The 24,664-nt window shown below is 72.1% G+C and carries 20 protein-coding genes; 18 read left to right on the forward strand and 2 right to left on the reverse strand.

Annotated elements, in window-relative coordinates; translation table 11 throughout:
* The first annotated feature begins 99 nt into the window (after window positions 1–99).
* The 8 genes from AB0E14_RS12395 (at window position 100) to AB0E14_RS12430 (ending at window position 10,126) form a co-directional block, all read left to right on the forward strand.
* Window positions 100–300 (forward strand): hypothetical protein, encoded by a 201-nt coding sequence (locus tag AB0E14_RS12395; RefSeq protein WP_147981931.1) that lies wholly within the window; start codon window positions 100–102, stop codon window positions 298–300.
* A 191-nt stretch (window positions 301–491) separates the two neighbouring features.
* Entirely contained in the window at window positions 492–1,670 is a 1,179-nt protein-coding gene (locus tag AB0E14_RS12400; protein ID WP_362415402.1) for an acyl-CoA dehydrogenase family protein, read from the forward strand.
* 127 nt (window positions 1,671–1,797) lie between these two features.
* A complete protein-coding gene (locus AB0E14_RS12405) occupies window positions 1,798–2,694 on the forward strand; it encodes an oxygenase MpaB family protein (protein WP_362415405.1) in 897 nt (298 codons plus the stop codon).
* Entirely contained in the window at window positions 2,676–5,084 is a 2,409-nt protein-coding gene (locus AB0E14_RS12410) for a serine/threonine-protein kinase (RefSeq protein WP_362415407.1), read from the forward strand. Before AB0E14_RS12405 ends, AB0E14_RS12410 begins: the two co-directional genes overlap by 19 nt.
* 125 nt (window positions 5,085–5,209) lie before the next feature.
* Window positions 5,210–6,748, forward strand: coding sequence for an NAD(P)/FAD-dependent oxidoreductase (locus tag AB0E14_RS12415; RefSeq protein WP_362415410.1), 1,539 nt, complete (start codon window positions 5,210–5,212; stop codon window positions 6,746–6,748).
* A 169-nt stretch (window positions 6,749–6,917) separates the two neighbouring features.
* On the forward strand, window positions 6,918–7,946 hold the full coding sequence (tdh, locus tag AB0E14_RS12420) for an L-threonine 3-dehydrogenase (RefSeq protein ID WP_362415543.1): 1,029 nt from the start codon (window positions 6,918–6,920) through the stop codon (window positions 7,944–7,946).
* Between the two features lie 67 nt (window positions 7,947–8,013).
* Window positions 8,014–9,213, forward strand: a complete 1,200-nt coding sequence (locus AB0E14_RS12425) for a glycine C-acetyltransferase (RefSeq protein ID WP_362415412.1) — start codon at window positions 8,014–8,016, stop codon at window positions 9,211–9,213.
* A gap of 4 nt (window positions 9,214–9,217) precedes the next feature.
* Window positions 9,218–10,126: a LysR family transcriptional regulator gene (locus tag AB0E14_RS12430; RefSeq protein WP_362415414.1), complete on the forward strand. Its 909-nt coding sequence runs from the start codon at window positions 9,218–9,220 to the stop codon at window positions 10,124–10,126.
* A 17-nt stretch (window positions 10,127–10,143) separates the two neighbouring features.
* Here AB0E14_RS12430 and AB0E14_RS12435 read toward each other — a convergent pair whose 3' ends face one another.
* On the reverse strand, window positions 10,144–11,928 hold the full coding sequence (locus AB0E14_RS12435) for a serine hydrolase (protein ID WP_362415416.1): 1,785 nt from the start codon (window positions 11,926–11,928) through the stop codon (window positions 10,144–10,146).
* Between the two features lie 170 nt (window positions 11,929–12,098).
* Here AB0E14_RS12435 and AB0E14_RS12440 point away from each other — a divergent pair, with 170 nt between their 5' ends.
* The 5 genes from AB0E14_RS12440 to AB0E14_RS12460 all read left to right on the forward strand — a co-directional run bounded on the left by AB0E14_RS12440 (window position 12,099) and on the right by AB0E14_RS12460 (window position 18,128).
* On the forward strand, window positions 12,099–13,208 hold the full coding sequence (locus AB0E14_RS12440; protein ID WP_362415418.1) for a nitronate monooxygenase family protein: 1,110 nt from the start codon (window positions 12,099–12,101) through the stop codon (window positions 13,206–13,208).
* Window positions 13,205–14,752 carry an acyl-CoA synthetase gene (locus AB0E14_RS12445; RefSeq protein WP_362415420.1) on the forward strand — a complete coding sequence of 516 codons (1,548 nt, stop codon included), beginning with the start codon at window positions 13,205–13,207 and terminating at the stop codon, window positions 14,750–14,752. Before AB0E14_RS12440 ends, AB0E14_RS12445 begins: the two co-directional genes overlap by 4 nt.
* A 77-nt stretch (window positions 14,753–14,829) precedes the next feature.
* Window positions 14,830–15,936 carry an ionic transporter y4hA gene (locus tag AB0E14_RS12450; RefSeq protein WP_362415422.1) on the forward strand — a complete coding sequence of 369 codons (1,107 nt, stop codon included), beginning with the start codon at window positions 14,830–14,832 and terminating at the stop codon, window positions 15,934–15,936.
* 64 nt (window positions 15,937–16,000) lie between these two features.
* Window positions 16,001–17,512, forward strand: coding sequence for a fatty acyl-CoA synthetase (locus tag AB0E14_RS12455; RefSeq protein WP_362415424.1), 1,512 nt, complete (start codon window positions 16,001–16,003; stop codon window positions 17,510–17,512).
* Between the two features lie 49 nt (window positions 17,513–17,561).
* Window positions 17,562–18,128, forward strand: a complete 567-nt coding sequence (locus AB0E14_RS12460; protein ID WP_362415426.1) for a hypothetical protein — start codon at window positions 17,562–17,564, stop codon at window positions 18,126–18,128.
* 121 nt (window positions 18,129–18,249) lie between these two features.
* On the opposite strand, the gene paaK is transcribed toward AB0E14_RS12460, so the two are convergent.
* Entirely contained in the window at window positions 18,250–19,536 is a 1,287-nt protein-coding gene (gene paaK / locus AB0E14_RS12465; RefSeq protein WP_362415428.1) for a phenylacetate--CoA ligase PaaK, read from the reverse strand.
* A gap of 179 nt (window positions 19,537–19,715) precedes the next feature.
* Between paaK and AB0E14_RS12470 the strand changes: the two genes are divergently transcribed.
* From AB0E14_RS12470 to AB0E14_RS12490, 5 genes are all read left to right on the forward strand, one after another.
* On the forward strand, window positions 19,716–20,531 hold the full coding sequence (locus AB0E14_RS12470) for a hypothetical protein (protein ID WP_362415431.1): 816 nt from the start codon (window positions 19,716–19,718) through the stop codon (window positions 20,529–20,531).
* 180 nt (window positions 20,532–20,711) lie between these two features.
* Window positions 20,712–21,968, forward strand: a complete 1,257-nt coding sequence (locus tag AB0E14_RS12475) for a type III polyketide synthase (RefSeq protein WP_362415433.1) — start codon at window positions 20,712–20,714, stop codon at window positions 21,966–21,968.
* Window positions 21,965–23,188: a cytochrome P450 gene (locus AB0E14_RS12480; protein WP_362415435.1), complete on the forward strand. Its 1,224-nt coding sequence runs from the start codon at window positions 21,965–21,967 to the stop codon at window positions 23,186–23,188. The genes AB0E14_RS12475 and AB0E14_RS12480 overlap by 4 nt, the downstream gene beginning before the upstream one ends.
* A gap of 16 nt (window positions 23,189–23,204) precedes the next feature.
* Complete coding sequence (locus AB0E14_RS12485) at window positions 23,205–23,747, forward strand: cupin domain-containing protein (protein ID WP_362415437.1); 543 nt, start codon at window positions 23,205–23,207, stop codon at window positions 23,745–23,747.
* An 86-nt stretch (window positions 23,748–23,833) separates the two neighbouring features.
* A complete protein-coding gene (locus AB0E14_RS12490) occupies window positions 23,834–24,619 on the forward strand; it encodes a GNAT family N-acetyltransferase (RefSeq protein ID WP_362415439.1) in 786 nt (261 codons plus the stop codon).
* Window positions 24,620–24,664 lie beyond the last annotated feature (45 nt).

A 24,664-nucleotide genomic window follows, 5' to 3' on the forward strand; every position in this document is an offset into this window, starting at 1 on the left:
GACACGGAACCGACACGGCGGCGGGCTCCCGGCCCGGATGCGGTCCAGGTCACCGGACACGAGAATGGCCGGTACCGGAAGTAACGAGTAGGAGGCGGCATGAACGCTGAGTCCGACAAGACATCTCCGGGGGAGAGCCCGACGCCCGACCGCCTCTTGCATGCCGGGTCGGAGGGCGAATACACGGCGGAGGACCTGGTCCTGGCCTCCGGACGTGATGTGAATCCGAAGAGCCTCGCGTGGGCGGAGCGCCGCATGGCGGAGAAGGGGCGTGCCTCCCTGGACGAGCTCCTGCCCTGACCCTGGAGGAGGGCCCGCCGCCCGCGGGCCCCCTTTGAACAGTCACCTGGACGACCGTCCCACCCGACCGCCTTGGCCCGGACTCTCCTCGTCGAGCCGGGGCGGTCGTGGGGCTTCCCCATTTGTGGAACACGTTCTACCGTGGCCGCCGTCGCGCGCACGGTACCCAGGACGCCGCCACGGGAGGCCCCATGCACCTCGAGTACACGCCCGCCCAGCACCGCCTGCGCGAGGAGCTGCGTGCGTACTTCGCCGAACTCGTGCCGGACGACGTCCACGCGCGCTACGCCGACCCGGCCGCGCAGAAGCGCTTCTACCGCGAGACCGTGCGCAGGCTCGGCACCGACGGCTGGCTCGGGGTGGGCTGGCCGGTCGCGTACGGGGGCCGGGGGCTCAGCCCCATGGAGCAGTTCATCTTCTTCGACGAGGCCGCCCAGGCCGGCGTCCCGTTGCCGCTGATGGCCCTGAACACCGTCGGTCCGACGATCATGCAGTTCGGCACCGACGAGCAGAAGGCGTACTTCCTGCCGAGGATCCTCTCCGGCGAGATCGACTTCGCCATCGGCTACAGCGAGCCCGACGCCGGTACGGACCTCGCCGCGCTCAAGACACGGGCGGTCAGGGACGGCGACGAGTACGTCGTCAACGGCCAGAAGATCTGGACGACCAACGGCGACACCGCCGACTGGGTCTGGCTCGCCGTCCGTACCGACCCGGACGCGCCCGCGCACAAGGGCATCACCATGCTCCTCGTCCCGACGAGCGACCCCGGGTACTCCTGCACCCTCATCAACACCCTCGCCTCGCACGACACCACCGCCAGCTACTACGAGAACGTCCGCGTCCCGGTCTCCCGCAGGGTCGGCGACGAGAACAAGGGCTGGCGGCTCATCACCAACCAGCTCAACCACGAGCGCGTGACCCTCGCCGCCCACGGCACGATGGCGATCCGGGCGCTCCACGACGTCCAGCGCTGGGCCGCCGACACCAAGCTCGCCGACGGCCGACGGGTCATCGACCTCGGCTGGGTCCGCCGGAGCCTCGCCCGCACGCACGCCAGGCTCGACGCGATGAAACTCCTCAACTGGCAGATGGTGAACGCCGTCCAGCAGGGCACCCTCACCCCTCAGGACGCCTCCGCGGTCAAGGTCTACGGCTCCGAGGCCCGCCGCGACGCCTACGCCTGGCTCATGGAGGTCGTCGGCTCCGCGGGCGCGCTCAAGGAGGGCTCGGCGGGCACGGTCCTGCACGGCGAACTCGAACGCGGCTACCGCTCGGCGGTCATCTTCACCTTCGGTGGCGGCAACAACGAGATCCAGCGCGAGATCATCTCCTGGATCGGCCTCGGCATGCCCCGCGTCCGCCGCTGAACCCGCGCGCGCCGGTCCCCTTCACCACCGCTGCCCCGCCCCCACATGCGGGAGAGCGACGCCGGGGCGACCGGCCATCTTCGGGAACCCCCGGCCGATCCGGCGCGTACCCCCGTAGCCTGACCGCATGAGCAAGGATGCCGATCCCGGGCTCTTCGGTCCCGGCTCCGTGACCTGGCAGTTGCACGGCGATCCCGTGATGTGGATCGCCGGCGTCAGCGCGCTGTATCTGCAGGCGCTCCACCCTGTGGCCGTGCGCGGTGTGATGATCAACAGCGACTTCCGCCGCGACGCCTGGGGCCGGCTGCTCCGGACCGCCGACTTCGTCGGCACGATCAGCTACGGGACCACCGAGGCCGCCGAGACGGCCGGTGCCCGGGTGCGGAAGATCCACCGGCTGCTCGGAGTCGACGACCCCGAGCTGCTCCTCTGGGTGCACTGCGCCGAGGTCGACTCGTACCTCTCCGTCGTCCGTCGCTCCGGCGTCACCCTCACCGACGCCCAGGCGGACAGGTACGTCGACGAACACCGTGTCTCCGCCCGCCTCGTCGGCCTCGACCCGGGCGCCGTGCCCGCGACCGTCGACGAACTCGGCGCCTACTTCGACGGTGTACGGCCGCGGCTCAACGCCGGAGCGGACGCCCGCACCGTGGACGCCTTCCTGCGCCGCCCGCCCGTCGCCCCCGCCCTCGTACCGGCGCGCGAGATCATCTGGCGGCGCGTGGCCTCACTCGCGTACAACTGCCTGCCCCTCTACGCCCACGAGCTCTACGGCAGGCCCGCGCCGCCGCCCGAGACCGTCACGTACCAGCTCACGGCCACGGCCAATCTGCTGCGTTCGATTCCGGCCCGGCTCCGCTGGCGGCTGCCGCCGGGTCACATTCTGAATGCGATGTCCCGGCTGGGCCCCGACGCGCGGCCCGCCCCGTACACACTCCGCGACCAGGCCGCCATACTGGACGGGCCGGGGAGGGCGCGAGGAACACACGGGGGCGACAGCACGCGATGGCGGAGACCAGGCTGATCCAGGGCCGGTACCGGCTGCACGACGTGATCGGGCGCGGCGGCATGGGCGAGGTGTGGCGGGCCACCGACGAGTCGCTCGGCCGCCGGGTCGCGGTCAAATGCCTCAAACCGCTGGGACCGCAGCAGCGGGACCCGCACTCCCTGACGGTGCTGCGGGAACGGTTCCGGCGCGAGGCCCGGGTGGCCGCCTCGCTCCAGCACCGCGGGGTCACCGTCGTGCACGACTTCGGCGAGTACGACGGGGTGCTCTTCCTCGTCATGGAGCTGTTGGAGGGGCACAACCTCAGCCAGCTCCTGGAGGAGAACGAACAGCACCCGCTGCCGGTGCAGGACGTCGTGGACATCGCCGAACAGGTCGCCGACGCCCTCGCGTACACGCACCGGCAGGGCATCGTCCACCGCGACCTCAAGCCGGCCAACATCATGCGGCTCGGCGACGGCGCAGTGAAGATCTGCGACTTCGGGATCGCGCGGCTCGGCGACAACATCGGACACACCTCGCAGCTCACCGGCACCGGCATCGCTATGGGAACCCCGCACTACATGTCGCCCGAGCAGATCAGCGGCGGCCAGGTCGACCACCGCAGCGACCTGTACTCACTGGGCTGCGTGCTGTACGAGATCGCCACCGGCGCCCCGCCCTTCGACCTGGACGACGCCTGGGCCGTCCTGGTCGGCCACCGCGACACTCCGCCGCGACCCCTGCGGACCCACCGGGCCGAACTGCCCGACTACCTCGACCGGATCGTGCTCGACCTGCTCGCCAAGACCCCCGACGACCGGCCCACCGACGCGGGCGTCCTGCGCCGCAGGATCCTCTCGGCCCGCACCGGAATCGGACCCGGTTCCGGTCGCGGACTCGGCTCTGGACTTGGACCCGACCCTGGCCGCGGACGCGACTCCGGTCCAGGTCCCGGTCCCGGACCCGGTCCGGGCCCCGGTCCCGGACCTGGACCCGGACCTGGACCCGGCTCCGGGTCCGGAGCCGGTGTGTGGGGAGGCGCCGATCGCCCCGCCGTTCCCCCCGCCCGGACGCCCGCCGACGAGGCGTCTCCCCGACTCCCCTCCTGGGCACGGGACATGACCGCCGGGCACCACGCGACCGGTGAGGCCGACGCCTCGCGCCCGCCGGCGTACGATCCCGTCGCCGCGCTCACGGGGGAGTGGACGACCGCCTCGCGCTCGGTTCCGCCGCGCTCCCCGGACGGCCCGGAGCGCGCCGCCGCGCCGCCGGAACTCCTCGCCGTGCTCGCCGGCCGGCACCGGGCCGGGCTCGGCCTCGGCCGGCTCGGCCGCTGGGACGAGGCCGAGGACGTGCACCGGTCCGTCGTCGAGGACCGCCGCCGCGTCCTCGGCCCCGACCACCCCGACACCCTCGCCAGCCGGTACGAGCTCGGCTTCACCCTCAGCAGGCTCGCCCGCCCCGACGAGGCCCTGCGCCAGTTCGACCTGGTGGCCGAGGCGCGCGAGCGGGTCCTCGGCGCGGACCATCCCGACACGCTGGCCGCCCGCCAGGAGACGGCGTACGTCCTCGGCCGGCTCGGGCGGCACGTCGAGGCGCACCAGGTCTACGTGGACGTGCTCGCCGCGCGGGTACGCACCATGGGCGCCGACCACCCCGACACCCTGCGCTGCCGCCACAACCTGGCCTTCAACCTGGGACGCCTCGGCCGCCGCGAGGACGCGTACCGGATGGCCGCAGAGGTGGCGTCGGCGCGCGGCCGGCTGCTCGGCGCCGACCACCCCGACACCCTGGTGACCCGCTACGAGGTGGCCTACGACCTGGGCCGGTTGGGGCGCTGGTCGGAGGCGCTCGTCGCCTACCGCGAGGTCGTCGCCGCACGCTCCGAGGTCCTCGGCCCGGACCACCCCGACACGCTCGCCGCCTGCTACGAGGTCGGCATCTGCCTCGGCCGGCTCGGCCGGAGCGGCGACGCCCTCGACCTCTACCGCGATCTGGTGGCCGCCCGTACCCGTGTGCTCGGTCCCGACGACCCGGAGACGCTCCGCGCCCGCCACGGCCTCGGCGTCAACCTCGGGCGGCTCTCCCGCTGGGAGGAGGCCGTCGCCGAGGCCCGTGAGGTGTGCGCGATCCGCGAGCGCGTTCTCGGCGCCGACCACCCGGACACGCTCGCCAGCCGCCGCGAGATCGCCGTCGGCCTCGGCCGGCTGGCGCGCTGGTCCGAGGCCCTCGCCTGTCACCGCCAGGTCGCCGAGGCCCGCGAGCGCAGCCTCGGTCCCGAGCACCCCGACACGCTGGCGGCCCGCCACGACGAGGCCCACTGCCTCGAACGGCTCGGTCGCACCACCGAGGCCGCCGCCTCGTACCGCCGGATGGCCGCCCCGCGGGAGCCCACCGGCGGCGACGCCCGTACGCCCCGGGCCTGAACCGTCTCCCCGCGCGGCCGACGGGCCTGAGCCCGGTCGAGTGGAGCGGGCCGGTCGGCCCAGGCCGACACGGTCGTCCGCTCCCACGGGGTTCCCCCGGCGATCTTCGCGTGTTAGCAAGAGACATGACCGCACAGCGCTCGTACGACGCCGTCATCGTCGGCGGTGGCCACAACGGACTCGTCGCCGCCGCCTACCTGGCCCGGGCCGGACGAACCGTCCTCGTCCTGGAACGACTCGGCTCCACCGGCGGCGCCGCCGTGTCCACCCGGCCCTTCGCCGGCGTCGACGCCCGGCTCTCCCGGTACTCCTACCTCGTCTCGCTCCTGCCGTCGAAGATCGTGCGCGAGCTGGGGCTGCGCTTCGCGGTGCGGAAACGGTCCATCTCCTCGTACACCCCGAAGGGCGACGGGGGGCTGCTCGTCGGCGGGGGCACGGACCGCACCCGCGCCTCCTTCGCGGCCCTCACCGGGTCCGACCGCGAGTACGAGGCCTGGCAGGGCTTCTACGCCCGGACGGCCCAGGTCGCCGAGCGGGTCTTCCCCACGCTCACCGAGCCGCTGCCCACCCGCGCCGAACTGCGTTCCCGCGTCGGCGACGAGACCTCCTGGCGGATGCTGTTCGAGCGGCCGATCGGCGCCGCCGTCGAGGAGACCTTCGCCGACGACCTGGTCCGGGGCGTCGTCCTCACCGACGCCCTGATCGGTACCTTCGCCGACGCCCACGACCCCTCCCTGCTCCAGAACCGGTGCTTCCTCTACCACGTGATCGGCGGCGGCACCGGCGACTGGGACGTCCCCGTCGGCGGCATGGGCGCCCTCACCGACGCCCTCGCGGACGCGGCCCGCGCGGCGGGCGCGGAGATCCGTACCGGCCACGAGGCCGTGCGGGTCGAGACCGACGGCCTGCGCGCCGAGGTCACCTACCGCACGGCGGACGGCGAGGGCGTGGTCGCGGCGGAGCACGTACTCGTCAACGCCTCGCCGCAGGCCCTCGCCGAGCTGCTCGGCGAGACGCCCCCGGTGCCCGCCGAGGGGGCCCAGCTCAAGGTCAACATGCTGCTCACTCGGCTGCCCCGGCTCCGCGACCGCTCCGTCGACCCGCGCGAGGCGTTCGCCGGCACCTTCCACATCGCCGAGGGGTACGGCCAGTTGGCCACGGCGTACGCAGAGGCGGCCGCCGGCAGGCTGCCCACCGCGCCGCCCTCCGAGATCTACTGCCACTCGCTGACCGACCCCAGCATCCTCGGCCCCGAGCTCGCGGGCCAGGGCTACCAGACCCTCACCCTCTTCGGGCTGCACACCCCCGCGCGGCTCTTCGCCGCCGACAACGACGGCGCCCGCGCCGCCCTCCTGAAGGCGACCCTGGCCGAACTCGACGCCGTCCTCGACGAGCCGCTCGCCGACTGTCTCGCCACCGACGCCGACGGCAGGCCCTGCATCGAGGCCAAGACCCCGCTCGACCTGGAGCGCGACCTCAGGCTGCCCGGCGGCCACATCTTCCACCGCGACCTCTCCTTCCCCTACGGGGAGGAGGGCACCGGCCGCTGGGGCGTGGAGACCGGCCACGGCAACGTGCTGCTCTGCGGGGCGGGGGCCGTGCGGGGCGGCGGGGTCAGCGGCATCCCCGGCCACAACGCGGCGATGGCGGCGCTCGGACGGTGACGCGCCGGGCGCCGCGGCCGGCGGCGTGAAGCTCACCTGTGGCAGCGCTTAAGAAATCCTCGATGGACCCCGATGCAGGACGTACGGAAGATTCTCTTCGGGGATCTTGGGCGCGGAACCGTGCCCGGACCCCGAAGGTCACAGGACACGCACGTCGGGAGCCATGGCATTGAAGGCGCTGGTCAAGCAGAAGGCGGAGCCGGGACTCTGGCTCATGGACGTACCGGAGCCGGAGATCGGCCCCGGAGAAGTACTGATCAAGGTCAAGCGGACCGGCATCTGCGGTACCGATCTGCACATCCGCTCCTGGGACGGCTGGGCCCAGAAGACCATCGCCACGCCGCTGACCGTCGGCCACGAGTTCGTCGGCGAGGTCGTCGAGACCGGCCGTGACGTCGTCGACATCGCGGTCGGCGACCTGGTCAGCGGCGAGGGCCACCTCGTCTGCGGGAAGTGCCGCAACTGTCTGGCCGGCCGCCGCCACCTCTGCCGTGCCACCGTCGGCCTCGGCGTCGGGCGCGACGGCGCGTTCGCCGAGTACGTCGCCCTGCCCGCGTCCAACGTCTGGGTCCACCGCGTCCCGGTCGACCTCGACGTCGCCGCGATCTTCGACCCCTTCGGCAACGCCGTGCACACCGCGCTCTCCTTCCCGCTCGTCGGCGAGGACGTCCTCGTCACCGGCGCGGGCCCCATCGGCATCATGGCCGCCGCCGTCGCCAAGCACGCGGGCGCGCGCCACGTCGTCATCACCGACGTCAGCGAGGAGCGGCTCGACCTCGCCCGCAAGGCGGGTGTCTCGCTGGCGCTGAACGTCGCCGAGCAGACGATCGCCGACGGCCAGCGCACGCTGGGCCTCAAGGAGGGCTTCGACGTCGGCCTGGAGATGTCCGGCAACCCGCGCGCGATGCGCGACATGATCGCGAACATGACCAACGGCGGCAAGATCGCCATGCTCGGCCTGCCCGCCGAGGACTTCGCCGTCGACTGGGCGAAGATCGTGACCTCCATGATCACCATCAAGGGCATCTACGGCCGCGAGATGTTCGAGACCTGGTACGCGATGTCCGTCCTCCTGGAGGGCGGCCTGGACCTCGCCCCGGTGATCACCGGCCGTTACGCCTACACCGACTTCGAGGCCGCCTTCGACGACGCCGCCTCCGGCAAGGGCGGCAAGGTCATCCTCGACTGGACCGTCTGACCCCGGCTCCTCTCGTCCACCTCGTCTCCTTCCTCCGCGCGTCCGACCTCCCGCTAAGGAACCCCACATGTTCGACTCCGTACGCGACGACCTCCGCACCACCCTCGACGAGATCCGCGCCGCCGGACTGCACAAGCCCGAGCGCGTCATCGGCACGCCCCAGTCCGCGACGGTGGCCGTCACGGCCGGCGGGCAGCCCGGAGAGGTGCTCAACTTCTGCGCGAACAACTACCTCGGCCTGGCCGACCACCCCGAGGTGATCGCCGCCGCCCACGAGGCCCTGGACCGCTGGGGCTACGGCATGGCGTCCGTGCGCTTCATCTGCGGTACGCAGGAGGTGCACAAGGAGCTGGAGGCCCGGCTGTCCTCCTTCCTCGGCCAGGAGGACACGATCCTCTACTCCTCCTGCTTCGACGCCAACGGCGGTGTCTTCGAGACGCTGCTCGGCGCCGAGGACGCCGTCATCTCCGACGCCCTCAACCACGCCTCGATCATCGACGGCATCCGGCTCTCCAAGGCCCGCCGCTTCCGCTACGCCAACCGCGACATGGCCGACCTGGAGCAGCAGCTCAAGGAGGCCACCGAGGGCGGCGCCCGCCGCAAGCTGATCGTCACCGACGGCGTCTTCTCCATGGACGGCTACGTCGCCCCGCTCGGCGAGATCTGCGACCTGGCCGAGCGCTACGACGCCATGGTCATGGTCGACGACTCGCACGCCGTGGGCTTCGTCGGCCCCGGCGGGCGCGGCACCCCCGAGCTGCACGGCGTCATGGACCGGGTCGACATCATCACCGGCACCCTCGGCAAGGCACTCGGCGGTGCCTCCGGCGGCTACGTCGCGGCCCGCGCCGAGATCGTCGCCCTGCTGCGCCAGCGCTCCCGCCCGTACCTCTTCTCCAACACCCTCGCCCCGGTCATCGCCGCCGCCTCCCTCAAGGTCCTCGACCTGCTGGAGTCCGCGGGCGACCTGCGCGAGCGGCTGCGCGCCAACACCGAGCTGTTCCGCACCCGGATGACCGCCGAGGGCTTCGACATCCTCCCCGGCGACCACGCCATCGCGCCCGTCATGATCGGTGACGCCTCGGAGGCCGGGCGCATGGCGGAGCTGCTCCTGGAGCGCGGTGTGTACGTGATCGGCTTCTCGTACCCCGTGGTTCCGCAGGGCCAGGCGCGCATCCGCGTCCAGCTCTCGGCCGCGCATTCCTCCGATGATGTGAACCGGGCTGTGGACGCGTTCGTCGACGCGCGCGCCGCCCTGCGAGACTAGGGGAATGATCGAAGCGCGGCGGCTGCACATCCTCCGAGCGGTGGCCGACCACCGCACGGTCACGGCGGCTGCCGCCGCGCTCTATCTCACCCCTTCCGCCGTCTCGCAGCAGCTCGCCGCCCTGGAGCAGGAGACCGGCCACCGGCTGGTCGAGCGCAACGCCCGGGGCGCCCGGCTCACCCCGGCCGGCGAGATCCTGCTCAGCCACGCCAACGCCGTCCTGGCCCAGCTGGAGCGCGCCGAGTCCGAGCTCGCCGCGTACGGCTCGGGCGAGGCCGGGACGGTCACGGTCGCGGCCTTCGCCACCGGTATCGGCCTGGTCGTCGCCCCCGCCATCTCCGGCCTGGCCCGCACCGCGCCCGGCATCCAGGTCCGGGTGCGGGACGCCGAGGGCGACGAGAGCCTGCTGATGGTCCTGGACCGCCAGGTCGACGTGGCCGTGGCCGTCGAGTACCGGGGCGCGCCCGGCGAGGACGACGCCCGGCTCACCCGCGTACCGCTCTACGCGGAGCCCTTCGATGCCGTCCTGCCGCCCGGGCACGCCCTCGCGGTCGGACAGCGGGTGGCCCTCGCCGATCTCGCCAAGGACGCCTGGATCGGCCAGTCGCCCGGCAACCCCTGCCATGACGTGACCGTCCTGGCCTGCGAGTACGCCGGATTCGCGCCCCGCTTCGAGCACTCGTCCGACGACTTCCGCGCGGTCGTCGCCCTCGCCGCCGCGGGCGCGGGTGTCGCGCTCGTCCCGCGCTCGGCGCTGCGGGGCGCGGCCCTGGACGAGGTGGCGATCCGCCCGGTGGACGGCGTGGCCCCCACCCGCCGCGTCTTCGCGGCGGTCCGCAGGGGCGCCGAGGACCACCCCCTGATCAGCCCGGTCCTCGCGGCCCTGCGGGAGGCCGCCGGCCCGGGTGCCTGACCCGGAAGCGCCCCTCCTCAGTCCGCCGAGGCCGTCCAGCCCACGGCCTCGATCCGGGACGCGTCGGCCGGCCGGGCGTCGTCGAAGAGGGGCCGCCCCGAGCCGTCCAGGACCCTGAGGGCGTCCACGTACACCCCGCGCCCGACGTAGCGCTGGTCCGTCGCGTACCGCCACCGCAGGCGTACGGGCCCGGTGCCAGCGCCCACCGGAAGCTTCGCCGCCAGCCGGTGCCAGACCCGTCCGGACCAGCCGCTCACCGACCCTGTCGGATGCGTCCGCGGCTCCTGCCCCTTCCGTACGGTGGTGAACGGCACCGGTGCCCACGTTCCGCCGCCGTCCGTGGAGGCCTCCAGGTGCGCGGCGTCCGCGGCGGGCTCGGTGTCCCACCACAGGGCGCACTCCACGCGCGCCGCGCCCGCCACCGGCGGCAGGGTCAGCGTCGCCGTCGTCGCGCTCGCCATGCCCGAGAACCAGGAGCTGCGGCCGCGAGCGGGGCGGACGGGGATGGCGCGGGCCAGGTGGTCGGCGGCGGCGACCCGGGGCGCCGAGCCCGAGCGCCAGGTGCGCACCGGGTGCACCGAGTTGCCGAGGACGACGAGGAACGCGTCGGTGGTCGGGTCCAGGACCAGACTGGTCCCGGTGAAGCCGGTGTGGCCCGCAGAGCGAGGCGTCGCCATCGCGCCCATGTACCAGTGCTGGTAGAGCTCGAAGCCGAGGCCGTGCTCGTCGCCCGGGAACGCGGTGTTGAAGTCCGTGAACATCAGCTCCACCGACTCGGAGGCCAGGATCCGCGCGGGGCCGTACGCCCCGCCGTTGAGGAGCGTGCGGGCGAGGACCGCGAGGTCCCAGGCGCAGGAGAACACCCCCGCGTGGCCGGCGACCCCGCCCATGCCGAAGGCGTTCTCGTCGTGGACCTCGCCCCGGACCATGCCCCGGTCGAGCCCGGACCAGGGCAGCCGGGCGTCCTCGGTCGCCGCGATCTTCGGGCGCCACGAGGGCGGGGGATTGAAGAGCGTGCGGTGCATCCCGAGCGGAGCCGTGATCTCGGTCCTGAGCAGGCTGTCCAGCGTGCGTCCTGTGATCGCCTCCAGGATCAGCTGGAGCGAGATCAGGTTCAGATCGGAGTACAGATAGCGGGTGCCGGGCGCGTTCGCCGGTGCTTCCTGCCACAGCAGCCGCAGCTGTTCCTCCCGCGTCGGCTCCTTGAACAGCGGGATCCAGGCACGGAACCCCGATGTGTGGGTGAGCAGCTGACGGACCGTGATGTCCTGCTTCCCGCCACCCCCGAACTCCGGCAGATACGCCGTGACCTTCGCCTCGAGCGCGAGGGTCCCGCGCTCGATCTGCTGCACCGCCAGGATCGAGGTGAAGAGCTTGGAGACCGACGCCAGGTCGAAGACCGTGTCCTCGGCCATCGGGATCCGCTCGTCCGGCGGCAGTTCGACGCCGGTGTCCGTCTTCTCGTCGTACGCCGCGTACCGGACCGCGTGCCCGATCGGCCGGTGCAGGGCGACGGTCCCGCCGCGCCCGGCGAGCAGTACGGCGCCCGCGTACCAGGGGCGGCGGGGGGAAGGGGCGAGGTACGTCTCGGCGTCGGCCACCAGCAGATCCAGGTGCTCGGCGAGCAGCCCGGCCTGTTCCGGGGAGCCGCGCCGCAGGGTGGTCCGGTCTCCGCCCCGGGGCGTGGAGGCCGCGGCGGCCCCCGGGATCGAGCCGACCATCACCGCACCTCCCAGGGCGAGAAGCCGGCCACCGAACGCCCGGCGGCCGATCCCCGCACTCCCTGCCGACTCCTCCGTCATCCCTACCCTCTCCCACGCCACTGAAAGAATCCTTCGGCCACACGCGCAACGCCTGAAACTTTCTTACCGGGGTGAGGGGCCGTCAAGGAAGCGGGCTGCGCCCCAAAGAATCTGACACTGCATCAGAAAATCTCTTCCCTCGGCCGTGTCCCTGCGGCATCCTGCCGCCCATGAAGACGGAGCTGAGCCAAAAACTGGGGATCGAGCACGCCATCTTCGGCTTCACGCCCTTCCCCGCGGTGGCCGCCGCCATCACCAGAGCAGGCGGGTTCGGCGTGCTGGGGGCGGTGCGCTACACCGCACCCGACGACCTGGCCCGTGACCTCGACTGGATGCAGGAGCACACCGACGGGCTGCCCTACGGCCTCGATGTCGTCATGCCGGCGAAGAAGGTCGAGGGGGTGAGCGAGGCCGACGTCGAGGCGATGATCCCGGAGGGGCACCGCGAGTTCGTCCGCGCGACCCTCGCCAAGCACGGCGTCCCCGAGCTCGCCGAGGGCGAGGCCTCCGGCTGGCGGATCACCGGCTGGATGGAGCAGGTCGCCCGCAACCAGCTCGACGTCGCCTTCGACTACCCCATCAAGCTCCTCGCCAACGCGCTCGGCTCCCCGCCCGCCGACGTCGTCCAGCGCGCGCACGACCACGACGTCCTCGTGGCCGCGCTGGCCGGCAGCGCCCGGCACGCCCGCCACCACGCCGAGGCCGGCATCGACATCGTCGTCGCCCAGGGCTACGAGGCCGGCGGCCACACCGGCGAGATCGCGTCCATGGTCCTCACGCCCGAGGTCGTCGACGCCGTCTCCCCGCTGCCCGTCCTCGCCGCCGGCGGCATCGGCAGCGGCGAGCAGATCGCGGCCGGGCTCGCCCTCGGTGCCCAGGGCGTCTGGCTCGGCTCCCTCTGGCTCACCACCACCGAGGCCGAGCTGCACTCCCGCGCGCTCACCGCCAAGCTCCTCGCCGCCGGCTCCGGCGACACCGTCCGCTCCCGCGCCCTGACCGGCAAGCCCGCCCGCCAGTTGCGCACCGAGTGGACCGACGCCTGGGACGACCCGGAAGGCCCCGGCACGCTCCCCATGCCCCTCCAGGGGCTGCTGGTCGCCGAGGCCGTCTCCCGTATCCAGAAGTACGAGGTCGAGCCGCTGCTCGGCACCCCGGTCGGCCAGATCGTCGGCCGGATGAACACCGAACGCAGCGTCCAGCAGGTCTTCGACGAACTCACCCGCGGCTTCGAACGGGCCGTGGACCGCATCAACCGCATCGCCGGACGGAGTGCCCCGTGAGCGAGACGAACGGTTTCTGGTCCCAGGCCGCCGCCGACCCCGCCCGTACTGTCCTGATCGCACCCGACGGCGAGGAGTGGACCGCCGGGCGGCTGCACGCCGACGCGAACCGGCTGGTCCATGGACTGCGCGCGGCCGGCCTGGAGCGCGGGGACGCCTTCGCGGTCGTGCTGCCCAACGGCGTCGAGTTCCTCGTCGCCCATCTCGCCGCGACCCAGGCCGGGTTCTACCTCGTGCCCGTCAACCACCACCTGGTCGGCCCCGAGATCGCCTGGATCGTCGCCGACTCCGGCGCCAAGGTGCTCCTCGCCCACGAGCGGTTCGCCGCCGCCGCGACGGCCGCCGCCGACGAGGCCGGGCTGCCCGCCACCCACCGCCACGCCGTCGGCGAGATCCCCGGCTTCCGCCCGTACGCCGAACTCCTCGACGGACAACCGGAATCCGCGCCCGAGGACCGCACCCTCGGCTGGGTCATGAACTACACCTCAGGCACCACGGGCCGGCCACGTGGCATCCGCCGCCCGCTGCCCGGCAAGCTCCCGGAGGAGACGTACCTCGGCGGCTTCCTCGGCATCTTCGGCATCCGGCCCTTCGACGGCAACACGCACCTGGTCTGCTCGCCGCTCTACCACACGGCCGTGCTCCAGTTCGCGAGCGCCGCCCTGCACATCGGCCATCCGTTGGTCCTCATGGACAAGTGGGCGCCCGAGGAGATGCTGCGCCTCATCGACGCCCACGCCTGCACCCACACCCACATGGTCCCCACCCAGTTCCACCGGCTGCTCGCGCTTCCCGAAGAGGTACGGAACCGCTACGACGTCTCGTCGATGCGGCACGCCATCCACGGCGCCGCGCCCTGCCCCGACCACGTCAAACGGGCGATGATCGAGTGGTGGGGGAGCTGCGTGGAGGAGTACTACGCGGCGAGCGAGGGCGGCGGCGCGTTCGCCACCGCCGAGGACTGGCTGAAGAAGCCGGGTACGGTCGGCAAGGCCTGGCCCATCAGCGAACTCGCCGTCTTCGACGACGACGGCAACCGGCTCGCGCCCGGCGAACTCGGCACCGTCTACATGAAGATGTCCACGGGCGGCTTCGCGTACCACAAGGACGAGGAGAAGACGGCGAAGAACCGCATCGGCGACTTCTTCACCGTCGGCGACCTGGGCGTCCTCGACGAGGACGGCTACCTCTTCCTGCGCGACCGGAAGATCGACATGATCATCTCGGGCGGAGTGAACATCTACCCGGCCGAGATCGAGTCCGCGCTCCTCACCCACCCGGCCGTCGCCGACGCCGCCGCCTTCGGCATCCCGCACGCCGACTGGGGCGAGGAGGTCAAGGCCGTCGTCGAACCGGCCGAGGGCCACGAGGCGGGGGAGCAGCTGGCCGCCGCGATCCTGGCGCACTGTGAGGAGCGTCTCGCCGGCTACAAGCGCCCCAAGTCCGTCGACTTCATCACCGCGATGCCCCGCGACCCGAACGGCAAGCTCTACAAGCGCAGGTTGAGGGAGCCTTACTGGGAGGGGCACGAGCGCCCGCTCTGACCCCGCCCCGCCCGCCGCGCCCCCCGACGGCCGCCGTGCAAGTCGGGCGAATGGCGCGATGTGGCAGGATGCGGATCATGAGTTCGAGCACGGCAGGCCTGGCACGACAGTGGACGACATGGGGACCGGTCGTGGCGGCCGTCGACCTCGCGCTGACGTGGGGACGTGATCTGGCCGGCTTCGGGGTGGCGATCGCGGCCGTCTGCCTCTTCGCGGCCGTGCTCGCCGCCGTCCACCACGCGGAGGTCGTCGCCCATCGCGTCGGCGAACCCTACGGCTCGCTCGTCCTCGCCGTCGCCGTCACCGTCATCGAGGTCGGACTGATCGTCACCCTCATGGCGGGCGGCGGCGAGAAGACCGCCACGTACGCACGGGACACCGTCTTCGCCGCCGTCATGATCACCTGCAACGGCATCGTGGGCCTCTCGCTGCTCGTCGGCGCCCTGCGCAACCGCATCGCCGTCTTCAACGCGGAAGGCTCGGGCGGCGCCCTCGCCACCGTCTGCACCCTGGCGACCATGACCCTGGTCCTGCCGACGTTCACCACGAGCCACCCGGGACCGGAGTTCTCCGGTGCCCAGCTGACCTTCGCGGCCGTCGCCTCCCTCTGCCTGTACGGGGTCTTCGTCGCCGTCCAGACCGTCCGGCACCGGGACTACTTCCTGCCGGTGTCCCGGGAGGGCCAGGCCGGCGCGGGGTCGGAGGACGACCACGCCGACCCGCCGACCAAGCAGGAGATGTGGATCAGCCTCGGCCTCCTCGTCCTCGCGCTCGTCGCCGTCGTCGGGCTCGCCAAGCTCATCTCGCCCACGATCGAGGACGGTGTGGAGTCGGCCGGCCTGCCCAAGGCCGTGGTCGGCGTCATCATCGCCCTGATGGTGCTGCTCCCCGAGACCCTCGCCGCCGTCCGGGCCGCGCGCCGGGACCGCATGCAGACCAGCCTCAATCTGGCGTACGGCTCCGCCATCGCCAGCATCGGCCTGACGATCCCTTCGATCGCCCTCGCCTCCATCTGGCTCTCCGGGCCCCTGATCCTCGGCCTCGGGGCCGTCCACATGGTGCTGCTCGTGCTGACCGCCGTCGTCAGCGCCCTCACCGTGGTGCCGGGCCGCGCCACGCTTCTCCAGGGCGGCGTCCACCTCTCCATCTTCGCGGCCTTCGTGTTCCTCTCGTTCAGCCCCTGACCCCGAAGACCCCGGGGCGGTATACGTACTTGACCGGCCACCCCGGTCCGCCGAGGATCGCGCCATGGAACGACTCCTCAGCCGCACCGTCGACGGCGTCCTGCGCATGACCGCCCAGCGCACCCCCGACCGGGTCGCCGTCCGGTACGCGGACCGCTCCTGGACGTACGCGGAGCTGGACGCCGCCGTGACCACCGGGGCCGCCGTGCTGCGGGAGCGCTACGGACTCGAGGAGAGTGCCCGCGTCGCGACGTACGGCCACAACTCCGACGCGTACCTCATCGCCTTCCTGGCCTGCTCGCGCGCGGATCTCATCCACGTCCCGGTCAACCACCACCTCACCGGCGACGACCTCGACTACATCCTGCGCCAGTCGGGCAGTTCGCTCGTCCTCGCCGACCCCGCGCTCGCCGACCGCGTCCCCGCCGACATGCCCGTACGGGCACTGCGGGACACCGAGGGCTCCTTCCTCACCGCGCTCGACGAACCGGAGACGTTCGACCCCGACCGCGATGCCCGCGAGTACGTCCAGCTCCTCTACACCTCAGGGACGACGGCGCTGCCCAAGGGCGCCCGGATGACGCACCGGGCGCTGGTCCACGAGTACGCCAGCGCCATCGAGGCCCTGGACCTGAGCCCCGACGACCGGCCGGTCCACTCGCTGCCGCTCTACCACTCCGCGCAGATGCACGTCTTCCTGCTGCCGTACCTCGCGGTCGGCGCGGAGAACACCATCGTGGACGGCCCTGACCCCAAGGTCCTCTTCGACCTGATCGAGTCGGGCCGCGCGGACAGCCTCTTCGCCCCGCCGACGGTCTGGATCGGCCTGTCGAACCACCCGGAGTTCGCGAGCCGCGACCTCTCCGGCCTCCGCAAGGCGTACTACGGCGCCTCGATCATGCCCGTCCCGGTCCTGGAGCGGCTGCGCGAGCGCCTCCCCGACCTGGGTTTCTACAACTGCTTCGGCCAGTCCGAGATCGGCCCCCTCGCCACGGTCCTCGGCCCGGACGAGCACGAGGGCCGGATGGCCTCCTGCGGGCGTCCCGTCCGGCACGTCGAGGCGAAGGTCGTCGACGAGGACGGCGACGAGGTCCCCGACGGCACACCCGGCGAGATCGTCTACCGCTCCCCGCAGCTGTGCGACGGCTACTGGGACAAGCGCGAGGAGACCAGGGCGGCCTTCCGCGACGGCTGGTTCCGCTCCGGCGATCTCGCGGTGCGCGACGCCGACGGCTACTACACGATCGTGGACCGGGTGAAGGACGTCATCAACTCCGGCGGCGTCCTGGTCGCCTCGCGCCAGGTCGAGGACGCCCTCTACACCCACCCGGCCGTCGCCGAGGTCGCCGTCGTGGGGCTCCCCGACGACCGCTGGATCGAGGCGATCACGGCGGTCGTCGTCGCCCGCGCGGACGTCACCGAGGCCGCCCTGATCACCCACGCCCGCGAGAAGCTCGCGCCCTTCAAGGCTCCGAAGCGGATCCTCTTCGTCGACGAACTCCCCCGCAACGCCAGCGGCAAGATCCTCAAGCGCGAGCTCCGCGACCGCTTCGCGACGGCCACGGACGGCGCCTGAAGGGATCCCGCCCAGGGCCGCTCGTCGAGACTCCCGTAGCGTCCGTTCCATGACTGAGCTGGAGGCCCTCGTCCGTCTGTGCCCACCGCCCGCCGAAACGCCGCCGGTGGTGGACTGGGCGTCGGCCGAGCGCGCTCTCGGTGTGACGCTTCCTCAGGACTACAAGCGGCTCGTCGAGACGTACGGTGACGGCGTCTTCGACGAGACGGTCTGGCTGCTCGTCCCCGACTCCGCCTACGACGACTGCGACCTCCACGCGCAGACCGCCGAACGGGACGAGATCCTGGCCGACTTGTGGGGGATGGGTGAGGAGAGACCGGCCGCCCTGCTGGAACCGGGGGTCCGGGTCCTGCCGTGGGCCTTCGAGGAGGGCACCGGGGCGTTCCTGTACTGGCTGGTGCGCCCCGGCCGGCACCCCGACGAGTGGACCGTGCTCTACAACGAGGGACGCGGCCCCCTGTGGGAGCACCACGACACGGGGTGTGTCGCGTTCCTGCGGGCGGTGCTCACGGGAACGGCGAGGACGGCCTACTTCGGCTACCTGCACGAGGTGCTGAAGCCGAAGGAGCACCGCTTCGAGACGGCCGACGAGACCCTCGGCGCGTCCCGGTCCTGACGTCGTCGGCCGCTCCCGTCGCCCGGATCCGGAAGGCGGTTCCCAGGGCCCCTCGTTCGGATCATGCCGGGAATGCCGGGCTCGCGGGGTCCCCGATCCGGCCTGATCCGAACAGAAGGCGCTAGTTCTGCCGCAGATCCACGATCCGCTTGATCTTGCCCACGGACCGCTCCAGCGTCTCCGGGTCGACGACCTCCACCGCGACCGAGACGCCGATGCCGTCCTTGCAGGCCGTCGCGATCGCGCGGGCCGCTGCCGCGCGTTCGTCGGGGGTGGCGTCCGGCCGGGCCTCGGCGCGGACGGTCAGGGCGTCGAGGCGGCCCTCGCGGGTGAGCTTCAGCTGGAAGTGCGGGGCCACGCCCGGCGTACGCAGGACGATCTCCTCGACCTGGGTGGGGAAGAGGTTCACCCCGCGCAGGATCACCATGTCGTCGCTGCGCCCCGTGACCTTCTCCATCCGTCGGAAGACCCGCGCCGTGCCCGGCAGCAGCCGCGTCAGGTCCCGCGTGCGGTACCGGATCACGGGCATGGCCTCCTTGGTGAGGGAGGTGAACACCAGCTCGCCCTCCTCGCCGTCCGGCAGCACCTCGCCCGTGATCGGGTCCACGATCTCCGGGTAGAAGTGGTCCTCCCAGATGTGCAGGCCGTCCTTGGTCTCGACGCACTCCTGCGCGACGCCCGGGCCCATCACCTCGGACAGCCCGTATATGTCGACCGCGTCGATCGCGAACCGCTCCTCGATCTCCCGGCGCATCGCCTCGGTCCACGGCTCGGCGCCGAAGATCCCCACCTTCAGCGAGGTCGTCCGCGGATCGACGCCCTGCCGCTCGAACTCGTCGAGCAGCGTGAGCATGTACGAGGGCGTGACCATGATGATCTCGGGCCGGAAGTCCTGGATCAGCTGGACCTGGCGGGCCGTCATGCCGCCCGACGCCGGGATGACCGTACAGCCCAGCCGCTCCGCGCCGTAGTGCGCTCCGAGCCCGCCGGTGAACAGGCCGTATCCGTAGGCCACATGGACCTTGTGGCCCGGCCGGCCGCCCGCCGCCCGGATCGAGCGGGCCACGACGTCGGCCCAGGTGTCCAGATCACGCTCGGTGTAGCCCACCACCGTCGGCCGTCCGGTGGTCCCGCTGGAGGCGTGGATGCGCCGGACCTCCGACTGGTCGACGGCGAACATCCCGAACGGGTACTGGTCCCTCAGATCGGTCTTGACGGTGAAGGGGAAGCGGGCGAGGTCGGCCAGCGAACGGCAGTCCTCGGGACGCAGCCCGGCCTTGTCGAAGGACTGCCGGTAGAAGCCCACGTTCTCGTACGCGTGCCGCAGGGTGGACCGCAGTCGCTCAAGCTGGAGCGCCGCCAGCTCCTCACGTCCGAGTCGTTCGCCGCTGTCCAGCAGATCCGTCATGCCGCGCCCACTCCCGTTCCGTCACCGCGCACTCGTGATGAATCGAACTCGTGATGAATCGGACTACCGATCATTCGGTAGATCCTTTCGGGGTCAGTAAATCGGCCCCGACCCGGTGCGTGGCAAGAGGGTGGCGCCGAATTTCCCGTTCCGTGATCGGCTGATTACGCTCGGTCGCCGTGACTCTCTGGATGCTCAACCACCTCAGCACCCTGACCCTCGGCGTGGTGATCGTCGGCGGCACGGTCCTCGTCTCCCTCGTCGGGAGCGTCCTCCTGCGCAGGCGGCACCCCCGGCTCGCCGAGGGGGAGCACAACGACATGGTGGGGGTCGTCCTCGGGATGTTCGGTGCGATCTACGGGATCATCCTCGCCTTCGTCATCGTCACCCTGTGGACGCAGATGGAGAACACCCAGAACGTGGTCGCCGCCGAGGCCACCGGCGTCGCCCTGATCGTGCGTGACGCCCGCGCCTTCCCGCCCGAGGCCAAGGCCCGGGTGGACGCCGCCGCCTCCGGCTACGTCCATGGAGTCGTCGAGGTGCAGTGGCCGCTCATGCGCGAGGGTGCCTCGGACTACTCCGTGACGGGCGCCCGACTCGACGGCCTGTACGACGCCCTGCAGGCGTACGAACCCGTCACCGAGTCGGAGAAGGCCTTCTATGCCCAGGCCGCCGCCACCCTCGACGACGTGGCGGGCGAGCGCAGGGCCCGGATCACCATGGCCGGCCAGCAACTGCCGCTGCTCCTCCAGTTGCTGGCCGTCGGCGGCGCCCTCGTCATCATCCCGCTGACCTTCCTCTACGGGATGCGGAGCCGGCGCATGCAACTCCTCTTCGTCGGCGCGGTCGCGGCCCTGATCGGCTTCAGTCTCCTGCTCGTCGTCGTCCTCGACCGGCCCTTCGCCGGTGACCTGAGCGTCAGCCCCGCGCCCTACAGGGAGGGTGCGCTGGCCGCCTTCTGGGAGCCCGGCGCGCAGGGCATCGCACGGGGCTGACAACTCTTCTGCGCTTCTGTCACCACGGTTACTTCAAGATCACACAATTGAGTGTGTTTGATCGTCTTTCTGATCGTTCCGCCCTCCCGGGGGTAATCCGCAGGGAACCAGAGGTACGCCCGGCGGCTCGTCCCCGGCCCGGACGGACCTCCTACGCCCCTTCGGACACAAAGGCCCCCCATGCCCGTCCTGTGCCGTCCCGCCGTCTCCGTCCCCGAGCACACCATCACCCAGGACGAGACCCTCGACCTGGCCCGCAGACTGCACGCCGGACACGCGCAACTCCCGCTCGTGCTCCGTCTCATCGCCAACACCGGAGTCGCCAAGCGCCACCTCGTCCAGCCGATCGAGCAGACGCTGGCCCACCCAGGCTTCGAGGCGCGCAACGAGATCTACGCGGCTGAGGCCAAGGCGCGCGTGCCCGCCGTCGTCGACGAGGCGCTCGCCCACGCGGGCCTCGACGCCCGGGACATCGACCTGATCGTCTACGTCTCCTGCACCGGCTTCATGATGCCCTCGCTGACCGCCTGGATGATCAACAACCTGGGGTTCCGCAGCGACACCCGCCAGATGCCGATCGCCCAGCTCGGCTGCGCGGCCGGCGGCGGCGCCATCAACCGCGCCCACGACTTCTGCGCCGCCTACCCGGGAGCCAACGCCCTCATCGTCGCCTGCGAGTTCTGCTCCCTGTGCTACCAGCCGAACGACCTCACGGTCGGCAACCTCCTCTCCAACGGACTCTTCGGCGACGCCGTCGCAGCCGCCGTCATCCGCGGCACGGGCGGCGTCGGCGTCCGGCTCGAGGGCAACGGCTCGCACCTGGTGCCCGACAGCGAGGACTGGATCGCCTACAAGGTCCGCGAGACCGGCTTCCACTTCATGCTCGACAAACGCGTCCCCGGCACGATGGAGCAGCTCGCCCCCGCCCTCGTCGACCTCGCCGCGAAGCACGGACAGGACGCGCGCGACCAGGACTTCTACGTCATCCACGCCGGCGGACCCCGCATCCTCGACGACCTCGGCCGCCACCTCGAGGTCGCCCCGGAGGCCTTCCGCTTCAGCCGCGCCACCCTGACCGAGTACGGCAACATCGCGAGCGCCGTCGTCCTGGACGCGCTGCGCAGGCTCTTCGAGGAGGGCGGCACTCCGCCCGGCTCACCGGGCCTGATCGCGGGCTTCGGCCCCGGCATCACGGCCGAGATCTCCCTCGGCAGCTGGACCGGCGACCACCCGGCGGACGAGATCCGCCGCGAGACGGTCCACCTGCACGGAGGCCCGGTGCCCGTCCGCGTCCCGGCCGTCCCCGTACCCGCTGCCCTTCCGGCTCCCACACCGGCTTCCAGCACCCCCGTGCCCGCCGGTCTCTCCGCGCTGACCACTCCCTCTCGCCCCCTCGCATCGCCGAACAGCCCCGCACCCGCGAAAGCCGCCTCATGACCACCACCGCCACGCCCGAGTCCACCGCCACCCCCCGCGTCCACTTCTGGGCCGTACCGGACCTCACCGGCCTCTCGTTCGACCCCCTCCTCGCCAAGCTGCTCCACGAGGACCCCGTCACCCGGGTCCGGCTGCCGCACGGCGAAGGACACGCCTGGCTGGTGACCCGCTACGAGGACGTCAAGTTCGTCTCCGTCGACCCCCGCTTCAGCCGCCAGGCTGTCTACGGCCGTCAGATCACCCGGCTCGCCCCGCACTTCATCCCCATGGACGGCGCCGTCGGATTCGCCGATCCGCCGGACCACACCCGGATGCGGCGGGTCGTCGCCCGGGCCTTCTCCGCCCGCGCGCTCGCCGCCCTGCGCGACCACGCGCAGGCCACCATGGACCGGCTCCTGGACGTCATGGAGGAGCAGGGCGCCCCCGCCGACCTCATGGCCATGGTCAACCGGCCGTTCCCGCTGGCCATGGTGAGCGAGCTGATGGGCGTACCGGAAGGGGACCAGCAGCTGATGGCGGGGTGGTCCGACACGATCATCTCCGCCGGCGCAGGACGCGAGGCCAGCGAGCAGGCCAAGGCCCGGATGGCCCAGTACTTCACCGACCTGATCGGACGCGACCACGGCACCGGCCGCGAGACGCTCGCCGCCGTCCTCGCCGACGCCGTCGACGACGCGACCCTCGAAGAGCACGAGGCCGTCGGCCTCGCCGTGCTCATCCAGATCGGCGGCGCGCACGCCGTGCGCAACAACAGCGCCAACATGGTCTACGCCCTGCTCACCCACCCCGAGCACCTCGCCCGGCTCCGCGCCGAACCAGAACTGCTGCCGCAGGCCGTCGACGAACTGCTCCGCTACATCCCGCACCGCAACGCGGTCGGCCTCTCCCGGATCGCCATGGAGGACGTCGAGGTCGGCGACGTCCTCATCCCGGCCGGCGACCCCGTCTACGTCTCGTACCTGACGGCGAACCGGGACCCGGAGGTCTTCCCCGACCCCGAGTGCCTGGACTTCGACCGCGGCTACAACCCGCACGTCGCCTTCGGCCACGGTCCGCACTACTGCCCCGGCTCCCAACTCGCCCGTATCGAGTCGGAGATCCTCCTCGACACCCTCTGGAAGCGGTTCCCCGGACTGCGCCTCGCGGTGCCCGAGGAGGAGATCGAGTGGCAGCGGGGCGCGCTGATCCGCGGCCCCGAGACCCTGCCGGTCACGTGGTGAGAGGACCGACGGAGCCATGACAGCCATCCATCCCGCCGACGGACTCGTCGTGCCCCCCGGACACGGCAAGACCCTGACGACCGCCGCGCAGCGCGTGACGTTCAAGGTCACCGGCGCGCACACCCGGACCGCCTCCACCTTCGAGGTCGAGGTCCCGCCGGGGTTCGACGTCGGCGCCCACACCCACGGCCACAGCGAGGAGCTCTTCTACCTGCTCGAAGGAGAGCTGGACGTCCTCGCCTTCGAGCCCCTCGTCCGCACCCCCGACCGGTGGCGGGACTGGGAGTCCGCCTCGGGCGAACGGGTCGTCCGAGCCACCCCGGGCACCCTGATCCTGGTCCCGCCCGGCTGCCCGCACGCCTTCGCCAACCCGACGGGGGAGCCCGCCCGGATGCTCTTCCAGGCATCCCCGCCCCCCGACCACGAGCGGTACTTCGAGGAGCTCATCGAGATCCTCGGTTCCGGCGGAGAGGTCGACCATGCCGCGGTCGAGGCGCTCCGCCGCCGCTTCGACATCGAACAGCTCACGCCGCTGCGCCACGAGCCCGCCCCCGGCTGACGCCGGGCGACGCACGGCAGGGCCGTCGGGGCGCCCACGCGGAAAACGGATTGCCGCGCCCCGGCGGCCGGTGCTGGAGTCTGCCCATGACCGACGACGCGATCCTCGCCCTGTACGACCGTCAGCTGCGCCTCGGCGCCCGCCCGGACGGGCCCGGCGTGCGCGTGGAGCGGGCCGGTCCTGTCGTACGCCAGACGGGCCCGGCCCACGCCTGCAACGGCGTCCTCTGGTCCGGGCTCGACGAGCGGGACGCCGATGCGGCCGTCGCCGAGCAGATACGTCACTTCACCGCCCTCGGACTGCCCTTCGAGTGGAAGGTGTACGGGCACGACGGCCCGGCCGATCTCGCCGAACGGCTGCGCGCGGCCGGGTTCGACGCCGAGGACGAGGAGACCCTGATGGTCGCGGAGGCGGCCACGCTGCCCCTCTCCGTCGACCTCCCCGAAGGCGTCGAGCTGGTCCCCGTCACCGACGCCGCCGGAGTGGAACTGGTCACCCGGGTCCACGACCGGGCCTTCGGCGGAGACAGCTCCCACATCGGCCGCCAACTCCTCGACCGGCTCGCGGCGGCGCCCGACACCGTCGCCGCGGTACTCGCCCTGGCCGGCGACGAACCCGTCAGCGCGGCGCGCCTGGAGCTCTACCCCGGCACCGACTTCGCGGGGCTGTGGGGCGGAGGCACCGTCGAAGCCTGGCGGGGCAAGGGCCTCTACCGTGCCCTGGTCGCCTTCCGCACCCGTATCGCCGTCGAGCGGGGCCACCGCTACGTCCAGGTCGACGCGGCCGACACCAGCCGCCCGATCCTCCACCGCCTCGGTTTCACCGCGCTGACGACGACCACGCCGTACGTGTACGTCCCGCGCACGCCGTAGTCGCCCATGGGCGCGGCAGGCCCCGGCCCACGTTGACATGCCTGG

Origin of the sequence: Streptomyces sp. NPDC047981 (assembly GCF_040653315.1) — a bacterium.
Classification (GTDB): Bacteria; Actinomycetota; Actinomycetes; order Streptomycetales; family Streptomycetaceae; genus Streptomyces.